Here is a 20,542-nt window from a genome sequence, read left to right on the forward strand (position 1 = left end):
AGCGATCCGCCGGCCTTTTTCGTGACCTCAGCCGCCCAGCCGCAGCCCCAGGTCGCGCACCGTCTCGATCTCCTGCGCGTGCATGAGCTGCGCGTCGTCGGCATAGGCCTCGGGATCGAGGTAGCGCACCGGCATGTCGAAGCGCGCCAGCACGGCAAGGTGCTGCGGGTCATTCACCGCCAGCTTGAAGGCGTCGTGGATGATCATGACGATCTCAGGCGGCGTGCCACGGGGGGCCGCGATGCCGTAGCTGCTCTCGGCGACATAGTCGTAGCCGAGCTCGCGGAAGGTCGGCACCTCCGGAAAGCGCGGCGCGCGGGATGAGGTCCAGACGGCGAGGGGACGCACGCGGCCCTCCAGCGCCATGTCGGCCCAGGCCGAGGTCTCGGCGGAGAACTGGATCTGATTGGCGAGCAGCGCCTGCAGATTGGGCGCCGCGCCGCGGAAGGCCACGGGGGTCCAGTCGAGCCCGGCCTGACGCGCCACGCGGCGGGGCACGATATCCGTCGTATTGGCGCCCGGCGTCCCGTAGAAGACCTCGCCGGGCCGGCCGCGGGCATATTCGATGAGCTCCTGCATGTTCCGCCAGGGCGCATCGGGGCGCACGACCACGCCGCCCATGTAGCCGACCAGGCGGATGATCCAGGTGAAGTCGGTCAGCGGATCGAAGGGCGGCGTCATGCCGGAGGCGCGCATGAGCGCGGGCATGCGGAAGGTGCCGAGCGGCATCTGGCTGAGCGTGTAGCCGTCCGGCCGGGCCTCGCGCGCTATCGCCTGCGGGCCGAGCGTGCCGGAGGCGCCGGGCTTGTTCTCGACCACGACCGCCTGGCCGAGATGGCGCGAGGCAATCTCGCAGATCATGCGCATCTGGATGTCGGTGGCGCCGCCGGGCGTCCAGGGCACGTAGACGCGCAGCGGGCGGTCGGGAAAGCGGCCCTGGGCCAGTGCGAGCGAGGGCGTGGAAAGGGCCGTCGCCAGAACGGCGCGGCGTGAGGTTCTTGTCATTATATCCTCCCTGAACGCCAAGTCTCGGATGAGGGGACGCGCTTCCGCAACGAGCCGCTTCGCAGCTGCGAGACAGCGCCGCCGGCGCGGGCGGAAATCTCAATAGCTCTTCATGTATTGATGGCTCCGCCGCCAAAGGCCGGCCTATGCTCCGCGCGACGCCGCCGCGCGCAGACGCGGCGCGTCCAAGGAGGAGATCAACAATGAATGTCCCCCGTCGCGCCCTGCTGGGCGCGGGCGCCGCCCTTGCCGCCGCCCCTCTCTGGCCTTCCGCGGCCGAGGCCGCCGCGCCCTTCCGCAACGACCTGCCCCCGGCCTGGTACCGTTTCCGCATCGGCGAATTCGAGGCGACGGTGATCTCGGATGGCCGTCTCCCTCTTGGCGAGCCCGGGCCGGCCTTCCCGGCCTCGCCGCCCGCGGAGATCACGGCGCTGATGCAGTCCAACTTCCTGCCCGTAAACTCGGCCAACCTCGAGCAGAACGCGCTGATCGTGAACACGGGGCGCCACCTCGTGCTCTTCGACACCGGCATGGGCGACAGCATGGGGCCGGCCAGCCAGATGTTCGGCCCGACGACCGGCCGCCTGCTCCGCAACATGCGCGCCGCCGGCATCGAGCCCGCGCAGATCGACATGGTCATCCTGACGCATGCCCATTGCGACCATTGCTGGGCGCTGGTCGATGCCCAGGGCAACCGCAACTTCCCCAATGCCCAGGTGGCGCTGTCGGAGACCGATCTGCGCTACTGGACCGATCCCGCGAACAAGACCGGGCCGGCCTTCATGACCGCCTTCATCGACGGCGCGACGAAGAACCTCAACGCCTATCGCGACCGGCTGGTGATGGTGCGCGACGGCGCCGAGGTGGTGCCGGGCATCCAGGCGATCTCGGCGCCCGGCCACACGCTGGGGCACACGATGTACGCCGTCACCTCCGGCAACCGCACCGTGGTGAACACGGGCGACCTCGCGCATCACCAGGTGCTGCTGCTGCGCCGGCCGCTCTGGGAATTCTCCTTCGACACCGATCCCAGGATGTCGGCGCAGACGCGGGCGAGGGCGCTGGAGCGCTTCGCCGGCGAGCGGACGCAGCTGCTTTCCTACCACTTCTCCTGGCCGGGCCTCGGCCATGTCGCGAAGGAGCAGGAAGGCTACGCCTGGATCCCGACGGCGATGGACCTCACCGCGCTGGAGTGAGGTTCCTGGCCGCGCCGCCGGTCAGCCTGCCGGCGGTAGGCAGAGCAGGTCCTGGTGCTCGATGCGCACGGCGAGGCGCCCGTCATCGGCCTGGGCGGCGCGGATATCCGCCCAGTCGCGGATCTGCGCCGTGCTGCGCTTCTCATGGCGCAGCGCCGCTTCCGCATGGCCGAGGGCGAGCTCATGCGCCATGTCGCGTGCCTGGCGCGGCACGATCCAGGGGCTGGGCGCGCGCCTCACCTCGTAGCCCTGCGCCGCGAAGACACGGGCGATGACGGCCGGCGCGTCGGGGCCGAGGGCGATGCCGCCGAAGCCCTTGTCGCGCCGCTGGTCGCGCAGGAAGCCGCGGGCGACCAGCGCATCGCCGGCCAGCGGCGGCGAGAAGCGCTCGCGACCCGAGACGTTGAGCGCCGCGTAGAAGGGCAGCCGGCGCCGGGCCAGCGCCGCCGCCATCCGCACCAGCCAGGCCTCCGAGACGAGGTCGCAGAGCGCCGAGCAGGTGACCACGTCCACGCGGTCGAGCGGCAGGCCCTCGGGCGCATCCGCCAGATTGGTCAGGATGCCCTCGATGCGCCAGGCGCCTTCCGGCGAATGCAGCAGCAGCGCCTTCTTCTGCGGCCAGGTGGCCTTCCAGCCCATCTCCTCGGCCGCATCCATCAGCGTGTCGAAGGCGCGGGACATCAGCTCCGCATCGGCATCGGCCAGGATCCAGCTATGCGGCCGCGCGACGAAATGGCCGAGCCAGCGCGTGAGGCTGCCGGTGCCGGCGCCAAGGTCGAGCAGGCGCGGACGCGCCTTCTCGTCCAGGTGCTGCATCAGGATCTCGACCAGATCCGTGTCGCGCGCGTCCGCGTCGAAGGGCTCGCGCAGGTCGAGCCAGTCGCCCGAGAATTCCTCAGCCATGCCCGGCGGCCTCCAGCTGGGCGACGAAGCGGCTGGCGCGGTCCTCCCAGCGGGGCAGGGCCTGGCCGGCGGTCCAGCTGGCTTCTGCCATCTGCGCGCGCAGCTGCGCGTCGTAGAGCGGGCGGCGCATGCCGCGCGACAGGCTGTTGGCGTCGCCCGGAATCGCGAGGATGGCGGCGCCCGGCCCAACGAGGTCGGCGATGGCGCCGCCCGTGCAGAGCGCGAGCGGCAGGCCACGTGCCTGCGCCTCGGCCGCGGCCATGCCGAAGCCCTCGAAATGCGTGGCGAGCGCGAAAAGATCGGCCGCCGCATACTCCGCCGCCAACGCCTCCGCATCGACGGCGCCCAGGAAGGTGACCCGCTTGCCGAGGCCCAGCTCCTCCGCCAGGGCGACCAGGCTCTCGGCATGGACCGGATCGGCCGGAGGGCCGGCGATGCGGAGGGACCAGTCGAGATCGGTGAGGCGGCCGAGCGCGCGCAGCAGCACGTCATGCCCCTTGCGCGGGATGAGCGAGCCGACCGAGAGGATCCGCGTGCCAGGGCCGCCCGAGCCCGTGGCGCGCGGCGCCGGGTCCGTGCCCGGCTCCACGATGCCGATCCGGGTCGGATCGGCGCCGAGCTGGGGAAGGCCCCTCGCGGTATAGCCGGAGGTCACGACCAGCCTGCCGCAGGCAGCGAAGAGCGCGCGCTCACGGGCGGCCAGCGCCTCCTGGTCGGGGCCGGGCTCGATCGAGGTCGGGTGGTGGATGAGGCCGACGGCGTGGCGATCGGCCAGCTCCTGCTCGAGGCCGGCGAAGGCGGGCAGGGCGAGCCCGTCGATCAGCGCGACCTCCTCGCCGTCGAGGCCCTGGAAAGCCGCGCGGGCGGCGGCTTCCGTCGCCGCGTCCGGCATGGGGAAGCGGCCCGCGAGCTCCACGACGCGTACGTCATGGCCCAGGGCGCGAAGCCCTTCGACCAACCGGCGGTCATAGAGATAGCCGCCGGAGACGGTCTCGAAGGGGGCCGGAACGAAGAGCGCGATCTTCATTCGACAGGGCCTTCGAAGGCGGCCCAGGCCACGTGGCTCTCGCGCAGCAGCACCTTGAGGCCGGTCACGCCATGGCCGCCGGGCCCCATCCGCCCGTCGCGGCAGGCTGCGGCCAGCAGGCCGTGGATGTGCAGGCAGAGGAACTCGGTCGTCGTGTTCTTGCCGGCGAAGGCGGGTTCCTCATCGAGGTTCCGGTAGTCCAGCGCGGCCAGGATCTTCCGCAGCTCGTCCTTCGCGAGGCCGATGTCGATCAGCAGATGCAGGTCATCCAGCTTCGGCGCGCGGAATTCCGCCTCCACCACGAAGGTCGCGCCGTGCAGCCGCTGGGCCGGGCCGAACTCCGCACCGCGGAAGGAATGCGCGACCATGATGTGATCGACGACCGTCAGGCTGAACATGAGGGAAGGGTCCTTGCTTTTGGGTGGCCGAATCAGACCTGCACGCCTCCGGCGCTTCGGTCATCAGTGCCTGGGCTAGTCGTAGAGGATGATGGGGCAGAGCGGCTGCGGCGCGCCAGCCGGCGGGTCCAGCAACCCGGGCATGGAAGATGGCAGCTCCGAGAATGGCACGGCGGGGCCGACCAGCCCGTCCAGCCGCTGATCGTCCAGCAGCGAGAGGGCAAGGGCCAAGCGGTCGGCATAGGCGCGGCGGCCGCGCATCGCGGGGGCGACGCTGCCGACCTGGGTGGAGATCAGCTGCAGCCGCTTCTGGTGAAAGGCCGCGCCGAGGGGCAGGGAAGGCTCGGCATCGCCGAACCAGCTCGCCTCCAGGATACGCGCCTCGAAGCCCGCGCGCTCGAGCGCCAGGCGCAGCCCGGCCTCGCTGGCGCTGGCATGGATAATGAGCTCCTGCTCGCCGGGTGCCGCGTCGGGCGTGAAGAACTCCGCGCCGAGCGAGCGCGCCAGGGCGGCGCGGGCCGGGTCGCGATCCACGACGGAGACCGTGACGCCGGGGATGCGCGCGAGCAGATAGGTGCAGAGCAGGCCCACCACGCCGGCACCGACCACCATCGCACGCTCGCCCAGGCGCGGCACCGCGTCCCACATGGCGTTCAGCGCCGTTTCCATATTGGCGGCGAGCACGGCGCGGCGGTCCGGAATCGCGTCGGGAATGGGCGCGCAAAGCCCGATGGGCGCGAGGAAGCGCGACTGGTGGGGATGCAGCACGAAGACGCGCCGCCCGATCCAATCGGCCGGCCCTTCCTCCACCACGCCGACCGACTGGTATCCGTATTTCAGCGGGAAGGAGAACTCCCCGGACTGCAGCGGGCAGCGCATGACCGCGTGCTGGGAGGGCGGCACCCGCCCGTGATGCACCAGCCGCTCCGTGCCGCGCGAGATGCCGGAGGCCAGCGAGCGGACCAGCAGCTCGTCCTTACCGGGTAGCGGCAGGCGCTCCTCGCGCAGCTCGCAGCTGCCGGGGGCGATGTGCCAGAGCGCCCTGGCCATGCTGGCGCGGCGGTCGGTCATGCGGCGCGGCGATCGATGGCGATGTCGAAAAGCATGTCGGGCTCGATGGGATGGCAGGTCCAGGAGAAGCGCATCCCCTCGGAGATGCGGGCGACTTCGGGCAGGTCGAAGGCCGGCCGGCCGGAGCCGAGGATCATGGGCGCGACCGTGACGTGCAGGCGGTCCAGGCAGCCGGCGACGAGGAAGCGCGAGACGGTCTGCCCGCCGCCCTCCACGAAGATCTTTCTCAGCCCGCGGGCGGCGAGGGCGCGGAGCAGGGAGGCGAGGTCCAGTTCGCCTGCGGCATCGTGCCCGATGCGGAGCGTGTCGGCGGTCCCATGCGTCGCCGGCCCGTCGCAGGCGGTGACCAGCAGGGTCGGCGGCCCTTCGCGGAAGAGGCTGTAATCCACGCCCAGGCGCCGCCGCGGATCGATCACCACGCGCACGGGCGAGGGCCCTTCCACCAGCCGCGTCGTGAGGCGGGGATCGTCGGCGCGCACCGTGCCGGCGCCCACCACCACGGCATCGCAGAGCGCGCGCAGCCGATGCGTGTGCCGCAGGTCACCGGGCCCGCCGATCCATTGGCTATGGCCGAGATGGGTCGCGATCCGCCCGTCCAGCGTCTGCGCGAGGCGACCGATCACGAGGCAGCCATCCGGCGTGGCGGGCGGGGTCAGGAAGGGCGAGAACAGCGTGGCCAGCGCGCCCGCGCCCTCCCGGCACCCCGTGAGGAGCGCCTGCCATTCGGTGTCCTGCGCGCCATGCATTCGCGGCGGTTATGCCGCAAGCGCGGCCCGATGTCAGGCCCGTGTCGCGGTGGCGAGCGCGGGCGGCCGGTGGGGCGGACGGCGCGCGCCGCTTCGCCCGTAGCCGGGGGGCGCGGAAAGCGGCCTGGCCGCGCCGGCGATGGTCTCGATCACGCGCGACTGGAGGTCGATGGCGGTTTCCAGCAGCCGGCGGTTCTCCCGGCCGAGATCGGCCAGCGCCAGGGCGATCCGCTCAGCCAGGGCACGGGTCTCGCCCCCGGCACGGGAGCCGGCGCTCCGGGCCGCGACGGTTGCCGCGGCGAGCGCGTCGGTCGCCTGCATCTTATGCGTGGCCAGGGCGGCCGCGCGGGAGAGGTCGAGGGCGGCGAGCGCCTCGTTCTCCGCGCGGAGCGCCTCGGCGAGGCGTTCTCCGGCGGCGATGACGGCGTCCATCATGGGCGGTTCTCCTGGTTGGAAGAGGACAGTTCCTGAAGGCGGATCATGTGCCGCAGCACCATGTTCTGCAGGCCGATGCCGCGCCCGGCGCGCGCGGCCGCGGCGGCGAAGCCTTCGACGAGCATCGGCCGCCATTGCGCCTCCGCCGCGCCGCCGCCGAAGCCGCCCTGGCCCAGGCTCTCGAAGGCGGGCTGGAGGAGCTGCGCGAAGACCTGGGCCTCGAAGCGCTGCGCGGCCTCCCGCATGCGCTCGGGCGTTGGCGCCGTGGCGTGGGCCTGGGCGAGGGGGGCGAGCATCAGCGCACCTCCAGCTCGGCCTGGAGCGAGCCCGCCGCGCGGATGCCCTGGAGGATGGCGATGAGGTCGCGCGGCCCGACGCCGAGGCTGTTCAGCCCTCGCACCAGCTCCGACAGCGTGATGCCGCCGCGCAGGATGCCCATCCGGCGCTCGTTCTGGTCTTCCACCTCGATCTGGGTGCGGGGTACCACCACCGTATCGCCGCCGGCCAGCGGGTTGGGCTGGCTCACCTGCGGTGTCTCGGTGATGCGGATGGTGAGGTTGCCCTGGGCGATGGCCACCATCGAGACGCGGACATTGGCGCCCATGACGATGGTGCCCGAGGCTTCCTCGATGACCACGCGGGCGACCTGGTCGGGCTCGACGCGCAGCTGCTCGATGCCGGCGATGAAGGACATGGCGTCGCGCCCGCCCAGCGTGAGCAGGACGGTCCGCGGATCGGTCGCGCGCGCCACCCCGCCATTGCCGCGGTTGATGGCGGCGGCGACGCGCCGGGCGGTGGTGAAATCCGGGTTGCGCAGCGCCAGCCGCACGTGGTCCCGGCCGGCGAGGGTATAAGGAATGGCGCGCTCGACGATGCCGCCCGCCGCGATGCGGGCCGAGGTCGGCACGCCGCGCGCGACCGAAGAGGCGGCGCCGCGCACGGCGATGGCGCCCGTCGCGACCGCGCCCTGGGCCACGGCATAGACCGCGCCATCGGCGCCCAGCAGCGGCGTCACCAGCAGCGTTCCGCCGGTGAGGTTCTGCGCATCGCCCAGCGAGGAGACCGCGACATCGATGCGGCTGCCGGGCTGCGCGAAGGCGGGGAGGTTCGCCGTCACCATCACGGCGGCGACGTTGCGCGTGTCGAGCCGGGCCTCGTTGTCGCGGGTGTTGACGCCCAGGCGCTCCAGCATGCCGACGAGGGATTGCCGGGTGAAGATCGTGGTGCGCAGCCGGTCGCCGGTGCCGGGCAAGCCCACGACGAGGCCGTAGCCCACGAGCTGATTGTCCCGCACCCCTTCGACGTCGGCGATGTCCTTGATGCGCACCGGCTGGGCCCCGGCGGTCTGCATGGGAGCCGTATTGGCAACCAGCACCAGGGCCGCGGCGAATGTCTTCAGGAGCCGGAAAGGAATTTTTCTCACTCTCGCCGCACTCCGTGATGACCGGCCGCTCGCGACGACCCCGGAAGGGACAGGGCAAGCGGCATGCCAGGCTGAAGGGCCACGGAATGGGCAGATCATGCCGGGAAGGGGGCGGGATTGCCGCCCAGCGGGGCGGGGGCGGCAGAAGCCGCCGCGCCCAAGGAGGATGAAGGATGCTGACGCCGATACGCGGACGCGGGGCTATTCAGGGCGGAGTCTCGGTCCCTCGTCCGACCGGGCGTTTCGTCCTGCCCGACGCCGATGCGTCGGGCGAGACAGCCCCGGCCAACGGCGTGGGCGGGCTGTCCGGCCTGATCGGGCTGCAGCAGGTGATGTCCGACCCTGAGCGAGACGAGGCGGCGCGCGGCCGGGGCAAGGCGCTGCTGGCGGAGCTCCAGGGGCTCCAGCTCGCCCTGCTGGCAGGCCGCGTCGATTCGGGGCGGCTGTCCCGGCTTGCGGCCCTGGCCGAGGGCGAATCCGGGACGGATCCGGCGCTCAGGGACATCCTGCGGGCCCTATCGCTTCGGGCGAGGATCGAATTGGGCCGTCTGCCCGGCGATGCGGGCCGATTCCACCCCGCGCGGGGGCCTTGTTGACGTCGATTGCATGAAATCACTGGCGCGCCATGTACTTGGCGTGAAATCGGCTCTTGGCGTGGAGAGGACACTTGAATATGGTCCGGCCGCCCCGGGGATCGCGGCGGCGCCGGGCCGACCGCACCGCGAGGGGAGGGCAAAAGCTCATGGTTGTCACTCTTCCGCCCGACTATCGTCCTTCGGACGACGAAGAGTTCATGAATGCCCTCCAGCAAGAGTACTTCCGCCAGAAGCTTATAAGGTGGCGAGCAGATCTGCTTCGCGAGGCGGATGTCACCCTCAACTCCCTTTCCGCCGGCGGCATCTCCGAGGCGGACCTCACCGACCGCGCCAGCGTCGAGACCGACCGGGCGCTTGAGCTTCGCACGCGGGACCGGGCCCGCAAGCTCATCAGCAAGATCGACCAGGCGCTCGAGCGCATCGCCAACGGCTCCTACGGCTTCTGTGAAGAGACCTTCGAGCCGATCGGCCTGCGCCGCCTGGAAGCCCGCCCCATCGCCACCCTCTCGATCGAGGCGCAGGAGCGGCACGAGAAGATGGAAAAGGTCCATCGCGACGATTGAAGGCGCGGCGCTCCACTTCCTCGCGCCGCCCCCCGCCGACGATCATCCCACCCAATCGGGGGGCTGATCGCTCAGGCCTCCCAGTTCCTCCGGCAATTCGACCTCCGCCGACGCCAGCAGGCCTGCGTCATTCTCCGCGACGCGCCCCACGCGCGGCCCGACCGGCCAGAAGGCGAGGAGCGCATCCTCCGCCGGCCGCATCAGCCCCAACAGCTCCCCGGCCTCTGCCGGCTCGTCGCCCAGCCAGCGCCCCCAGGCCTCGGCCGGCAGGATCACCGGCATGCGCGCGTGCATCAGTGCCTGGCGCCCGGCCGAGGCGGTGGTGATGACCGAATATGTGCGCAGCCAGTTCCCGTCGGGCTGCTTCCAGCCCTCCCACAGCCCCGCCACGGACATGGGCGCGCCGCTACGTAGCGCGGCGGCGAAGGGCTGCTTCTTCTTTCCCTCGCCCTGCCATTCGTAGAAGCCGTCCATCGGGACGAGGCAGCGGCGTTTCGCGAAGGCGTCGGCGAAGCTGCGCTTCTCGGTCATGGTCTCGGAGCGGGCATTGATCAGCCGTGCCCCGCCGGCCGCGTCCGGCGCCCAATGCGGCACGAGGCCCCAGCGCAGGATATCGAGGTGCCGGGCGCCGGTCTGCGGATGGCGTCGCACCACTAGGCCGTCCTGGGTCGGCGCGAGGTTCCAGGAGGCGGCGAAATTGGGCGTGGGCGCGCTGGTCTTGTAGTAGGCGGCGAGCTTCGCTGGATCGCGCTGGAGGATGTACCTGCCGCACATGACGGTCTTCCTGCGGCGGCGTCAGTACGCGCTTTCGACCCATCGTTCGGCGGTCGCCTCGAGGCGGCGGGCCGAGGATTGCGCAGCGCGCAGGTCGCGCGCGGTGTCGTCGAGGGCGCCGCGATAATCGTGCAGGCTGGCCTTCAGCCCAGAGACGGCGCCGCCCAGGGCGGAGAGGTTCGCCCGGAAGTCGGCGAAGGCCTCCTTCTGCGCGGCCAGGGCCATGTCGAGGCCGCGGAGGGCGGCGCGGAGGCGTTCCTCCGGCGTCTGGGGAAAGGGCAGGATCTGGGCCAAGGCCTTCGCTCCGATCGGGTCTCGAGCGTGTAACTCTTACCAAAATGCTAACATGTCTCAAATTTTTTCACAATAATTATTAATTGATCGGAACTTGGGCAACTGCCCCTAACGCCGCCAATTCATTCGGCCCCGTATTTGCGCTATGCAGCAAGGTATGGACATCGGTCTCCAAATTCTCTTCGTGCTGCTTCTCACATTGCTGAATGGCGTTTTCGCCATGAGCGAGCTCGCGGTGGTTTCCTCCCGGAAGGGGCGCCTCCTCGCCATGGAGAAGGCGGGGAGCCTGGGGGCCTCGGCGGCGCTGGACCTGCAGGAGAACCCGCACCGCTTCCTGCCCACCGTCCAGGTCGGTATCACGCTCGTCGGCATCCTGGCCGGCGTCTTCGGCGGTGCGGCCATTGCGGGACCGGTCGGCGAGGTGCTGAACCAGATCCCGTTCCTGACCGGCTTCGGACACGAGGTCGCCTTCGCCCTGGTCGTGCTCGCCATCACCTATGTGAACCTGATCCTGGGCGAGCTGGTGCCCAAGCAGCTGGCCCTGCGGAACCCGGAGAAAGTGGCCTCGATGCTGGCGCGGCCGCTGACGGCGCTGGCCCGGATCACCTCGCCCTTCATCTGGTTCATGTCGCAATCCTCGGCGCTCATCCTGCGGCTCTTCGGCGCCCATGTGCCGACCGACCAGAGCGTCACCGAGGAAGAGGTGAAGGCCGTCGTCGCGGAGGGCGTGCATGCCGGCGCGCTGGACCACAGCGAGCGCCAGATGATCGAGCGCGTCCTGCGCCTCGCGGACCGGCCGGTGCGCGCCCTCATGACGCCGCGGCCCGAGGTCGCCTGGCTCGACCGCAACGCGGCCCCGCAGGACATCGCCGCGGCGCTGCGGGCGGAATCGGTCACGCGCTTCATCGTCTCCGACGGGCGCGTGGACAATGTCCTCGGCGTGGTCGCGGCCAAGGACCTGCTGGACCAGATGCTGGAAGGCGCGCCGCTCGATATCGGGAGCGTCCTGCGTCAGCCCGTCGCGATGCCGGACGGGCTTTCCGCCCTGGCCGCGCTGGAGCGGCTGCGGGCCGATCCGCTGGGGCTCGCGCTGGTGCTGGACGAGTACGGCAGCTTCGAAGGCGTGCTGACCGCCTCCGACCTGCTGGAGGCGATCGTCGGCGAGCTCGGCCCCGCCCCGCAGTCCGAGAAGCCCTCGGCCGTGGAGCGCTTCGACGGCTCGATGCTCCTCGACGGCATGATGGCGATGGACGAGCTGAACGACCGCCTGCTCGGCTTCGAGCCGCCGCCCAAGTCCAGCGCCTACCACACCGTGGCGGGGCTGATGCTGGCGCTGCTGGAGCGCGTGCCGAAGGAGGGCGACCGGATCGTGCATTCCGGCTGGCGCTTCGAGATCGTCGATATGGACGGCCGCCGCGTGGACAAGGTGCTGGCCACGCGCGAGGAGCCGACGCCCCCGACCCTGGCTCCCTGACGCAGCCCTTACCGGCGCGCCCGCCTAGGAGGCCCGCCGGTGGCAGAGGATCGCGGCCAGCATCAGGCCGCCGATCATCCCGATATGTTCGAGCGCGAAGAACATCGCCAGCATCCCCCGCTCGCCCTCCTGCGCCCAGAAGTTGTGGACGAGGGGGATCGTCAGCGCGGTGAAGAGGCCGAGGGCGCCCGCGCCGAGCCAGGCGTGCCGCCCCTGGATCACCAGGGCGGAGCCGCCCAGCTGGACGAGGATGGTTGCGATCGCGAAGACCGCGGGCGGGTTCAGGCCGAAATGCGCCATCTCCGCGGTCGTGCCGCCGAAATCGGCGAGCTTGGCGAGGCCGCTCGTCCAGAAGGGCACCGTCAGCAGCATGCGCGCGACCACGCGCAGCGCGCTCGATTCCAGCAGGCCGGCCACCGGCCGGGGCGCGGCGGAGGGAAGGGGATCGGCGCTCACGACAGGCTCTCCATCAGAAAGGGAAGCTGCGCGTTAGGAGCAGGGATGGCCCAGGGCAACCGACGCTTTGTCGCGTCAGTCGCGGTCAGCGCGGCGCGGACTTGGCGATGGGCGCCACGAACTGCACCTCGGTGTCCCAGGGGAAGAGGATCCAGGTGTCCTGGCTGACCTCGGTCACGAAGGTGTCCACCAGCGGCTTGCCGGCGGGCTTGGCGTAGATCGTCGCGAAATGCGCGCCCGGGAGCACGCCGCGCACCAGCCGCGCCGTCGTGCCCGTGTCCACCAGGTCGTCCACCAGCAGCCAGCCGGTGCCGTCGCCGGCCGCGACGGGGGCCTTCACCATCTTGGGCTCGCCGCGGTCCTCCTCGTCATAGGTAATGACGCTGACCGTCTCGATCATGCGGCATTCGAGCTCGCGCGCGACGATCGCCGCCGGGATGAGGCCGCCGCGGGTGATCGCGACCACGCCCTTCCAGGGGCCGCGCTCGAGCAGCCGCCAGGCGAGCGCCTTGCTGTCGCGATGGAGCTGGTCCCAGGTGACCGTGAAATAATGCGGCGCGGCCATCAGAGGAGCCGCCCGCCATCGGGCACCGCGAAGTCGGGCCGGACCAGCACGATGCCTCCGGTCTCGTCCGGCAGGCCCAGCACCAGGACCTCGCTGCGGAAGGGGCCGATCTGGCGGGGCGGGAAATTGACCACGGCCGTGACCTGGCGCCCGATCAGCTTGTCAGGCGCATAATGCGCGGTGATCTGGGCCGAGCTGGTCTTCACGCCCAGCGCCTCGCCGAAATCCACCCAGAGCTGGATGGCGGGCTTGCGGGCTTCGGGGAAGGGCTTCGCGTCGACGATGGTGCCGACGCGGATCTCCACGCGCTCGAAATCTTCATAGGTGATGGTGTCCGCCATGGCCGGGGCATAGCGGATGGCACCGGGTGGCGCCAAGCCTTTCAGGGCGCGAGGCAGGGCCTCGAGGGCAGGGCGGGGGCCACCGATTGCCCGGGCGGCGATCTCCGCTATCCTGGCGCCTCGCCAGCGTGTTGGTGGGGAGTACGTCTCATGAATGTCATTTCGTCCCTGGCGAGCCGCCCGGGCTTCCTCCAGGACTATCGCACCCGCGATTTCCACACCCCCGGCCGCAGCCCCGTCGTGTCGATGCGCGGCATGGCCGCGACCTCCATGCCGGCGGCCACGCTGGCGGCGCTCGACATCCTGCGCTCCGGCGGCAACGCCATGGACGCCGCCATCGCGGCCGTCGCGGTGCTGGGCGTCATCGAGCCGCAGAGCACGGGCATCGGCGGCGACTGCTTCTGCCTCTATGCCCCCGCCGGCACCGGCAAGGTCTATGCGATGAACGGCTCCGGCCGGGCCGCCGCGGGCTCGACGCCCGAGAAGCTGCGCAGCCTCGGCGTGAACCAACTCGTCGACACCAGCGCCCATGTCGTCACCATCCCCGGCGCGATCTCGGCCTGGGAGGCGTTGAACGCCGCGCATGGCCGCAAGGGCCTGGACGCGCTGCTGCAGCCCGCCATCAAGTTCGCGGAAGAAGGCTTCGTCGTCGCGCCGCGCGTGGCGGCGGACTGGGCGGATGCCGCCTCCAAGCTCGCCGCCAACGAGGCTGCTGCCCGCCACTACCTGAAGGATGGCGCGGCCCCGCAGGTCGGCGACGTGATGCGCTTCCCCGCGCTCGGCCGCACCCTGCGCGCGATCGCCGCCAAGGGCGCCCGCGGCTTCTATGAGGGCGAGGTCGCGGCCGACATCGTGAAGACGCTGCGCGCGCTGGGCGGCGTCCATACCGAGGAGGATTTCGCCAACGCGCTGCGCGGGGCCGAGTTCGTCGAGCCCATCAAGCGCGCCTGGAAGGGCCTCGAGATCTACGAGTGCCCGCCGAACGGCTCGGGCATCGTGACGCTCATGATGCTCGGCATGCTGGAGACCTTCCAGACGCCGGGCGAGCCCATCTCGGCCGAGCGCTTCCACCGCCACATCGAGGCGGCGCGCCTGGCCTATCGCGACCGCGACGCCTTCATCGCCGATCCGAATGTCGTGGACGTGCCGACCGAGACGCTGCTCTCCGACGAATACCTGCACGGCATGGCCAAGCAGATCCTCGACGCGCATGCGATGGTCGTGCCGCCGGCGCCGGACACGCTGCTGCCCAAGCACAAGGACACCGTCTACCTCTGCGTGGTGGACGAGGACGGCAACGCCTGCTCCTTCATCAACTCGCTGTTCAAGAGCTACGGCTCGGGCATCCTGGCCGAGGGCTCGGGCGTGATGCTGCAGAACCGCGGCTTCGGCTTCCGCCTGCAGGAAGGCCACCCGAACTGCATCGCGCCGGGCAAGCGGCCGATGCACACCATCATCCCCGGCATGGCGCTGAAGGACGGCAAGGCGGTCATGCCCTTCGGCGTGATGGGCGGCCATTTCCAGCCGATGGGCCAGTCGCTGCTGCTGTCTAACATGTTCGAGTACGGCATGGATCCGCAGGCCGCGCTCGACGCGCCGCGCGTCTTCCCCGAGGACGGCAAGGTCCAGGTCGAGACGAGCGTCCCCCGCGAGGTCGTGGCGAAGCTGGACGCGCTGGGCCACAGCTGCGTGCCGATCTCCAAGCCGCATGGCGGCGGCCAGGCGATCTACATCGACCATTCGCGCGGCGTGCTCATCGGCGGCAGCGACCCGCGCAAGGATGGCTGCGCGCTGGGCTACTGAGCCCTTCCGCCTTGACGTCGAAGACGCCCCGTACGGCAACGTGCGGGGCGTTTTTCGTCAAGGCCCGTCACAGTTCCTCACCACGCGATACCTGCCCCGTCATGCCAGGGTAACGCGCGGCCCACAGTCTGGCCGCATCGGAACGGCACTCCGCCGCCCTTGAGGGAGACGAGCATGACGCTGATGCGGGCGATGGCTTTCGGGGCACTGCTTCTCGCCGGCGGGCTGCTCGGGGCGCCCGAGGCCCGGGCCGGCAACCCGGCTTCTTCCGATCTCCTGCTCGGCATGCGGGACCTCGACCAGGATGGCGACGTCACCTTCGAGGAAGCCTGGCTCTTCGCGCTCGCGGATTTCCACGCGGCCGATTCGGACCGGAGCGGCGGCCTGACGCCGCGGGAATTCGAGTCGCTCCTCACGGTCGATGTGGCGGCGGCGCTGGGCCTGCTCGGTATGGAGGACCGCCCCGGCGGCATCCTCCTCGTGGGCGGCCGGACGCTTCCCCCAGGCGCAATGGGCGCCACTTTCCGCAGCTTCGACACCAATGGCGACGGCGTCGTCAGCCTCGAGGAGCTGTACCCCTTCGTCGCCGCGGAGTTCATGGTCCTGGAGGTCGAAGGCAGCTGAATCGCCGGCACGACGGGTTGCACGCTCTCCGGAAGCGGGGATGATCCTCCCAACGCTGGAGATTCCGAGATGACCGAGCCCTGTGACCTGACCGCCGTCGAGGCCCGCCGCCTCATCGGCTCGAAGAAGCTCTCCGCCACCGAGCTGCTGGAATCCTGCCTCGGCCGGATCGGCGCGGTGAACCATGCGGTGAACGCGATGACCGCCATGGACGAAGAGGCCGCGCGCGCCACCGCCAAGGCGGCCGATGCCGCCACCATGAAGGGCGATCCGCTGCCGCTGCTGCACGGCCTGCCGCTGGGCATCAAGGATCTCGAGGAGACCAAGGGCCTGCGCACCACCTGGGGCAGCCCGATCTTCGCGAACCACGTGCCCGAGAAGGACGAGCACATGGTCGCCAACCTGCGCGCGCAGGGCGGCGTCATCGTCGGCAAGACCAATGTTCCGGAATTCGGCCTGGGCGCGAACAGCCGCAACCTCGTCTGGGGTGCCACGGGCAACGCCTTCAATCCCGAATTCAACGCGGCCGGCTCGTCGGGCGGCTCGGCCGTGGCGCTGGCGACCAACATGGTCCCGCTGGCCTCGGGCAGCGACACCGGCGGCTCGCTCCGCAACCCGGCGGCCTTCAACGGCATCATCGGCTACCGCCCTTCCTCGGGCCTGGTGCCTAGCTCGCGGCGGCCGCATGGCTGGTCGCCGCTGCCGATGCTTGGGCCAATGGCGCGCACCACGGCCGACCTCGCGCTCATGATGTCGGCGATGGCGAGCGACGATGCGGTGGATCCGCTCTCCTACACCTTCCATGGCCGCAAGATGCGCGAGCGGCCGGAATTCTATCACCCGATCGCGCCCGCCGATCTGGGCTCGCTCACGCTCGCCTTCACCGAGGATTTCGGCCAGGCGCCGACCGAGTCCATTGTCCGCCGCGCCTTCCGCAAGGTGGTGGCGGCGCTGGCGCCGATGTTCGCCCGCGCCGAGGAAGCCCATCCCGACGTCACGGGCGGCGATGAGGCCTTTGAGGTCCTGCGCTCGACCGGCGTGCTCACCGCCCATGTCGAGAAGGTGAAGAACCGGCCGCAGGATTGCGGGCCGAACCTGCATGCGAATGTCGAGGAAGCGCTGGGCTACTCGCTGCAGGACCAGGCCAATGCGCTGGTCCGCCAGACGCAGATCTATCGCGGCTTCCAGACCTTTTTCGAGAAGCACTCGATCCTCGTCAGCCCGGCGATCTGCACGAGCCCGCGCCCCTGGCTGGAGCTCTACCCCGCGGTGATCGACGGCGAGCCGGTGCGGACCTACTTCCACTGGCTGAGCCTGTCCTACTACGTGACTCTCACGGGCCACCCGGCGATGAGCTTCCCGGTCGGCGTGGACGAGAAGGGCTTCCCCTTCGGCCTGCAGATCGTGGGGCCGCGCGGCGGCGACGTGCTGCTGCTCCAGGTGGCGGCGGCGATCGAGGCGGCCTTCGCGGGCGATGCCGAATTCGCGCGCCCGCTGCCGGATCTCGCGGCGCTCGAGAAGGCGCCGGCCATCTCGTCGCGCCCGGGCTTCAAGACCTGGGACCAGGTGCCCTACACGCAGAGCTGATCACCAGCCGCCGTGGCGATGCCAACCGCCGCCGCCGTAACCATAGGCGGGACGCCCCCAGCCATAGGCCGGACGTCCCCAGCCGTAGCCGTAGTAGCGCGGCGGCGGGGGCGGCGGAGGCGGGGCGTAGACATAGGCCGGCGGGCTGCCCCAGCCATAGGCGGGGGGAGGCGCGTAGCCGTAACCATAGCCGTAGCCATGGGCATTGGCGGTTGTGGCGAGCCCCGCGAGGCCGACCAGGGCGAGAACGGGCAGAAGCTTGCGCATGTCACGGCTCCCTTCAGGAGCAGGCGGTGCGGCGCTTTCAGGACCGCATCGGAGGGGTTCCTTTCCCTCTGATTGACAATCTGCCCCCCGACCATGGCGCCAGAAGGGTCTCTTCGAGGCGCCTGCCGGCGGAATTGCGCCGGCCGCGGCGGAATGAAGGCGGAAGGGCGGCGGGCCGGATGACGGCTTGCTGACGCAGCGAGGGCCCGGACGGGATGCCGTCCGGGCCCTCGGTCGTTTCATGGGGTGTCGGCAGCTACCAGCCGCGGCGGCCGTATCCGTAGCCGTAGGAGGGGCGGCCATAGCCATAGCCGGAGGCATAGCGCGGCCCGTGGTAGCGGGGCTGCGAGGCGGAGGCGATGGCGAGGCCCGCCGCCGCGCCGATGCCGGCACCCAGCAGGCCGGTCGCCAGCGGATCGGGGCGGCCGTAAGGGTCGGTGCAGGCGGCGAAGCCCAGGAGGCTGGAGAGAGCGAGGACAGGGAGAAGCTTGCGCATCGGTCGGGCTCCTTCGGGAGCATCGGCCCGGCGTTTCCGGCGCCGGACCTGCGAGGGGGTTTCTTGCATCCTCTGGGAGCAATCTGCCCCCCGCCGATGGCAGGGAAAGGGTGTCTTGAAGGCGCGTGCGGGCGGAATTGTGCCGGCCGCGGCGGCGCCATGACGGAATTGCGGCGCGGTTCCGCGTCAGCCGCGCCCGCCGCCGAAGGCATTGAAGGTCTGCAGCGTGTAGGTGTCCTTCACGCCGGCCACGCTCTGCACCTTCTCCACGACGAAGAGGCCGATATCCTGGTCGGGCTCGAGGTAGAACTTCCCGAGCAGGTCGTACTGACCGGAGGTGGAGTGCATCTCCGAAAGCTCCTCGATCGTATCGGCCATTTCGCGCGCGACGCCGTAGGCCCGGCCCATTTCGCATTTGATCATGACGAATATGGCTCGCATCATTCCCTCGTTATGTCAGTCGGTTGTGAGCCCGGCTGCCCAATCCTGACAGCCGGTTACCGCCCTCGTATCGCATTGGCGCTGTCAGCGGCGCTGCGCTTCGCGCCAACTTTTCCGACAGCCGCCTTCGCCGGTGTTCTAGGCTCGGCGCCCACGGCGCTGCAAGCGGCCGTGCCGACCAAGGCCTGACGGACCGCCAGCACTTTCAATTGGGTTGATATCGAAACGGTTCGAGCCCGAAAGAACTGGAAAATCCGCGCTACCGGCCTCACATTATGACAGAATTGTTTCAGTGAGACTGCGCATGGGCTCCGAAATTCTCCTGTTGCTGCTGGGAAGCGTGGCTCTTCTCCTCTGGGGCGTCCGGATGGTGCGCACGGGCGTACTGCGCGCGCACGGGACGTTGCTGCGTCGCGCGCTGGGCTCCGCCGCGCGGCACCGGATGAATGCTTTCGGCGGCGGCATCGCGGGCGCCTTCGCCCTGCAATCCTCGACGGCGGTGGCCGTGATCATCGGTGCCTTCGCGGGGCAGGGGCTGGTCTCCACCTCGGCGGCGCTGGCGGTGATGCTGGGCGCCGATCTGGGCACCAGCTTCGCCGCGCAGCTGCTGGCGCTCGATGTGAAGTGGCTCTGGTCGGTGCTGCTGGCCGTCGGCGTGCCGCTCTTCCTCACGGCCCATACCGATCGCCGGAAGGGCACGGCGCGGCTGGCGATCGGCCTCGGGTTGATCCTGCTGGCGCTCACGCAGATGGACCATGCCATCGCGTTGCTGCGCGACTCCCCGGTCATGGCGATGATCCTGCACACGCTGGCGGCCGAGAAGCTGCTGGGCTTCCTGCTGGGTGCCGTCCTGACGGTGATGCTGCATTCCAGCCTGGCCTTCGTGATGCTGACCCTTTCGCTCGCCGGTTCTGGGTTGGTGGGCCCGGAACTGGCGGTGGCGCTGGTGCTCGGCGCCAATGCCGGTGGTGCGATCGCGCCCGTGCTGTCGCTCGCGCATTCCAATGCGGCCGCCCGGCGTGCGGCCTGGGGCCATCTCCTCATCCGCGGCGGCACGGCGGCGATGCTGATCCCCTTCGCGCATCCGATCGGCGAGGCGCTGAGCACCGTCTTCCCCAATCCTGCGACGCTGGTCGCCATGGCGCATACCGGCTTCAACTTTTGCGGCTCGGTGGTCGGCCTGCCGCTCATCAATGTCATCGTGCGCCTGCTGGAGCGCTGGATTCCGGATGCCGAGCTGAGCGCCGATGCCGGCGCGCCGCGCCACCTGGACCCCTCGGTGCTCGACAATCCGGCCGAGGCGCTGGCCTGCGCCACGCGTGAGGCGATCAGCCTGGGCGAGCGTGTGAGCAGCATGCTCGGCGATTCCTGGCATGCGATCGAGACCGGCGATCCGCTGCGCATCAAGGCCGTCGAGCAGGCGGACGATGCGGTGGACCGGCTGCACGAGGCCATCAAGCTCTACATCGTGCAGACCTCGCGCGCCGAGCTGAGCGAGGAGGAGAGCGGCCGCGCCGTCGAGATCCTCGGCTTCATCATGAACCTCGAGCATGTGGGCGACATCCTCGACAAGAATCTGATGGAACTGGCCGAGAAGCGCGGGCGCCTCGGCCTGTCCTTCTCGGCGGATGGCCTCGCCGAGCTGCACGCCTTCCATGCGCGGATCATGGAGACCATGCGCCTTTCGCTGAACGTCTTCACCACGCGGGACATCGGCCTGGCGCGACGGCTCTTCGCCGACAAGTCCGGGCTGCGCGCGGCCGAGCGCGATGCGGCGCAGCAGCACTTCGCCCGCCTGCGCGAGGGTGTGGCGGAATCGCTGGAGACCTCGGCCATCCATCTCGACATGATCCGGGACCTCAAGCGCATCCACGGCCATCTCACCTCCGTGGCCTATCCGATCCTGGAAGCGGCCGGAGAGCTGGCCGAAAGCCGGCTGCGCCAGCGCGATCCCACGCCGCGCCCGTCGGGCCGCGACCATGGAGTGACGCCCGCGCGGGCTTGAGGCGCCGAAGCCTGCCCAGGAAGCCGGCAGCAGGTCGTTGCCGGAGCGATTC

At 70.4% G+C, this 20,542-nt stretch carries 25 protein-coding genes; 8 read left to right on the plus strand and 17 right to left on the minus strand.

Annotated features, from left to right (window positions below; genetic code table 11):
• Positions 1-27: 27 nt before the first annotated feature.
• Positions 28-1,005 (minus strand): Bug family tripartite tricarboxylate transporter substrate binding protein, encoded by a 978-nt coding sequence (locus tag KHU32_RS09080; RefSeq protein ID WP_249680919.1) that lies wholly within the window; start codon positions 1,003-1,005, stop codon positions 28-30.
• A gap of 203 nt (positions 1,006-1,208) precedes the next feature.
• Between KHU32_RS09080 and KHU32_RS09085 the strand changes: the two genes are divergently transcribed.
• Positions 1,209-2,201 carry an MBL fold metallo-hydrolase gene (locus tag KHU32_RS09085; RefSeq protein ID WP_213669787.1) on the plus strand — a complete coding sequence of 331 codons (993 nt, stop codon included), beginning with the start codon at positions 1,209-1,211 and terminating at the stop codon, positions 2,199-2,201.
• A gap of 21 nt (positions 2,202-2,222) precedes the next feature.
• On the opposite strand, the gene KHU32_RS09090 is transcribed toward KHU32_RS09085, so the two are convergent.
• From KHU32_RS09090 to KHU32_RS09125, 8 genes are all read right to left on the minus strand, one after another.
• The gene (locus KHU32_RS09090) at positions 2,223-3,104 is read right to left on the minus strand and encodes a class I SAM-dependent methyltransferase (RefSeq protein WP_213669788.1); all 882 of its coding nucleotides are present in this window, start codon (positions 3,102-3,104) and stop codon (positions 2,223-2,225) included.
• On the minus strand, positions 3,097-4,131 hold the full coding sequence (locus KHU32_RS09095; protein WP_213669789.1) for a glycosyltransferase family 4 protein: 1,035 nt from the start codon (positions 4,129-4,131) through the stop codon (positions 3,097-3,099). The genes KHU32_RS09090 and KHU32_RS09095 overlap by 8 nt, the downstream gene beginning before the upstream one ends.
• Complete coding sequence (locus KHU32_RS09100) at positions 4,128-4,529, minus strand: 6-pyruvoyl trahydropterin synthase family protein (protein WP_213669790.1); 402 nt, start codon at positions 4,527-4,529, stop codon at positions 4,128-4,130. The genes KHU32_RS09095 and KHU32_RS09100 overlap by 4 nt, the downstream gene beginning before the upstream one ends.
• 75 nt (positions 4,530-4,604) lie before the next feature.
• Positions 4,605-5,600, minus strand: a complete 996-nt coding sequence (locus KHU32_RS09105) for a zinc-dependent alcohol dehydrogenase (RefSeq protein WP_249680921.1) — start codon at positions 5,598-5,600, stop codon at positions 4,605-4,607.
• Positions 5,597-6,346, minus strand: a complete 750-nt coding sequence (locus KHU32_RS09110) for a RibD family protein (protein ID WP_213669791.1) — start codon at positions 6,344-6,346, stop codon at positions 5,597-5,599. The genes KHU32_RS09105 and KHU32_RS09110 overlap by 4 nt, the downstream gene beginning before the upstream one ends.
• A gap of 33 nt (positions 6,347-6,379) precedes the next feature.
• Positions 6,380-6,781: a hypothetical protein gene (locus KHU32_RS09115; RefSeq protein ID WP_213669792.1), complete on the minus strand. Its 402-nt coding sequence runs from the start codon at positions 6,779-6,781 to the stop codon at positions 6,380-6,382.
• Entirely contained in the window at positions 6,778-7,077 is a 300-nt protein-coding gene (locus KHU32_RS09120) for a rod-binding protein (protein ID WP_213669793.1), read from the minus strand. Before KHU32_RS09120 ends, KHU32_RS09115 begins: the two co-directional genes overlap by 4 nt.
• Positions 7,077-8,132: a flagellar basal body P-ring protein FlgI gene (locus tag KHU32_RS09125; protein ID WP_249681069.1), complete on the minus strand. Its 1,056-nt coding sequence runs from the start codon at positions 8,130-8,132 to the stop codon at positions 7,077-7,079. Before KHU32_RS09125 ends, KHU32_RS09120 begins: the two co-directional genes overlap by 1 nt.
• Positions 8,133-8,377: 245 nt before the next feature.
• Between KHU32_RS09125 and KHU32_RS09130 the strand changes: the two genes are divergently transcribed.
• Positions 8,378-8,800, plus strand: a complete 423-nt coding sequence (locus KHU32_RS09130; RefSeq protein ID WP_213669795.1) for a flagellar assembly protein FliX — start codon at positions 8,378-8,380, stop codon at positions 8,798-8,800.
• 146 nt (positions 8,801-8,946) lie between these two features.
• Positions 8,947-9,363 (plus strand): RNA polymerase-binding protein DksA, encoded by a 417-nt coding sequence (dksA, locus tag KHU32_RS09135; RefSeq protein ID WP_213669796.1) that lies wholly within the window; start codon positions 8,947-8,949, stop codon positions 9,361-9,363.
• Positions 9,364-9,405: 42 nt separating this feature from the next.
• On the opposite strand, the gene KHU32_RS09140 is transcribed toward dksA, so the two are convergent.
• Complete coding sequence (locus KHU32_RS09140; protein ID WP_213669797.1) at positions 9,406-10,137, minus strand: SOS response-associated peptidase; 732 nt, start codon at positions 10,135-10,137, stop codon at positions 9,406-9,408.
• A 21-nt stretch (positions 10,138-10,158) separates the two neighbouring features.
• Positions 10,159-10,431 carry a hypothetical protein gene (locus tag KHU32_RS09145; RefSeq protein WP_213669798.1) on the minus strand — a complete coding sequence of 91 codons (273 nt, stop codon included), beginning with the start codon at positions 10,429-10,431 and terminating at the stop codon, positions 10,159-10,161.
• A 157-nt stretch (positions 10,432-10,588) separates the two neighbouring features.
• On the opposite strand from KHU32_RS09145, the gene KHU32_RS09150 reads away from it, so the two are divergent.
• Positions 10,589-11,905, plus strand: coding sequence for a hemolysin family protein (locus KHU32_RS09150; protein ID WP_213669799.1), 1,317 nt, complete (start codon positions 10,589-10,591; stop codon positions 11,903-11,905).
• A gap of 24 nt (positions 11,906-11,929) precedes the next feature.
• Here KHU32_RS09150 and KHU32_RS09155 read toward each other — a convergent pair whose 3' ends face one another.
• From KHU32_RS09155 to KHU32_RS09165, 3 genes are all read right to left on the minus strand, one after another.
• The gene (locus KHU32_RS09155) at positions 11,930-12,361 is read right to left on the minus strand and encodes a DoxX family protein (protein ID WP_347265531.1); all 432 of its coding nucleotides are present in this window, start codon (positions 12,359-12,361) and stop codon (positions 11,930-11,932) included.
• An 85-nt stretch (positions 12,362-12,446) separates the two neighbouring features.
• Positions 12,447-12,926 carry a xanthine phosphoribosyltransferase gene (gene gpt / locus KHU32_RS09160; protein ID WP_213669800.1) on the minus strand — a complete coding sequence of 160 codons (480 nt, stop codon included), beginning with the start codon at positions 12,924-12,926 and terminating at the stop codon, positions 12,447-12,449.
• Entirely contained in the window at positions 12,926-13,267 is a 342-nt protein-coding gene (locus tag KHU32_RS09165; RefSeq protein WP_213670857.1) for a tRNA-binding protein, read from the minus strand. The genes gpt and KHU32_RS09165 overlap by 1 nt, the downstream gene beginning before the upstream one ends.
• Positions 13,268-13,417: 150 nt before the next feature.
• Between KHU32_RS09165 and KHU32_RS09170 the strand changes: the two genes are divergently transcribed.
• The 3 genes from KHU32_RS09170 to KHU32_RS09180 all read left to right on the plus strand — a co-directional run bounded on the left by KHU32_RS09170 (position 13,418) and on the right by KHU32_RS09180 (position 17,281).
• Positions 13,418-15,070 (plus strand): gamma-glutamyltransferase family protein, encoded by a 1,653-nt coding sequence (locus KHU32_RS09170; protein ID WP_249680922.1) that lies wholly within the window; start codon positions 13,418-13,420, stop codon positions 15,068-15,070.
• Between the two features lie 174 nt (positions 15,071-15,244).
• The gene (locus tag KHU32_RS09175; protein ID WP_213669801.1) at positions 15,245-15,694 is read left to right on the plus strand and encodes an EF-hand domain-containing protein; all 450 of its coding nucleotides are present in this window, start codon (positions 15,245-15,247) and stop codon (positions 15,692-15,694) included.
• A gap of 69 nt (positions 15,695-15,763) precedes the next feature.
• Positions 15,764-17,281 carry an amidase gene (locus KHU32_RS09180; RefSeq protein ID WP_213669802.1) on the plus strand — a complete coding sequence of 506 codons (1,518 nt, stop codon included), beginning with the start codon at positions 15,764-15,766 and terminating at the stop codon, positions 17,279-17,281.
• On the opposite strand, the gene KHU32_RS09185 is transcribed toward KHU32_RS09180, so the two are convergent.
• From KHU32_RS09185 to KHU32_RS09195, 3 genes are all read right to left on the minus strand, one after another.
• Positions 17,282-17,548, minus strand: a complete 267-nt coding sequence (locus KHU32_RS09185; protein ID WP_249680923.1) for a hypothetical protein — start codon at positions 17,546-17,548, stop codon at positions 17,282-17,284.
• A 256-nt stretch (positions 17,549-17,804) separates the two neighbouring features.
• The gene (locus KHU32_RS09190; RefSeq protein WP_213669803.1) at positions 17,805-18,044 is read right to left on the minus strand and encodes a hypothetical protein; all 240 of its coding nucleotides are present in this window, start codon (positions 18,042-18,044) and stop codon (positions 17,805-17,807) included.
• A 186-nt stretch (positions 18,045-18,230) separates the two neighbouring features.
• Positions 18,231-18,467, minus strand: a complete 237-nt coding sequence (locus KHU32_RS09195) for an Lrp/AsnC ligand binding domain-containing protein (RefSeq protein WP_456315940.1) — start codon at positions 18,465-18,467, stop codon at positions 18,231-18,233.
• Positions 18,468-18,789: 322 nt separating this feature from the next.
• On the opposite strand from KHU32_RS09195, the gene KHU32_RS09200 reads away from it, so the two are divergent.
• Positions 18,790-20,490 carry a Na/Pi cotransporter family protein gene (locus KHU32_RS09200; RefSeq protein ID WP_213669804.1) on the plus strand — a complete coding sequence of 567 codons (1,701 nt, stop codon included), beginning with the start codon at positions 18,790-18,792 and terminating at the stop codon, positions 20,488-20,490.
• Positions 20,491-20,542: the final 52 nt, after the last annotated feature.

Source organism: Roseococcus pinisoli (assembly GCF_018413645.1).
Classification (GTDB): Bacteria; Pseudomonadota; Alphaproteobacteria; order Acetobacterales; family Acetobacteraceae; genus Roseococcus; species Roseococcus pinisoli.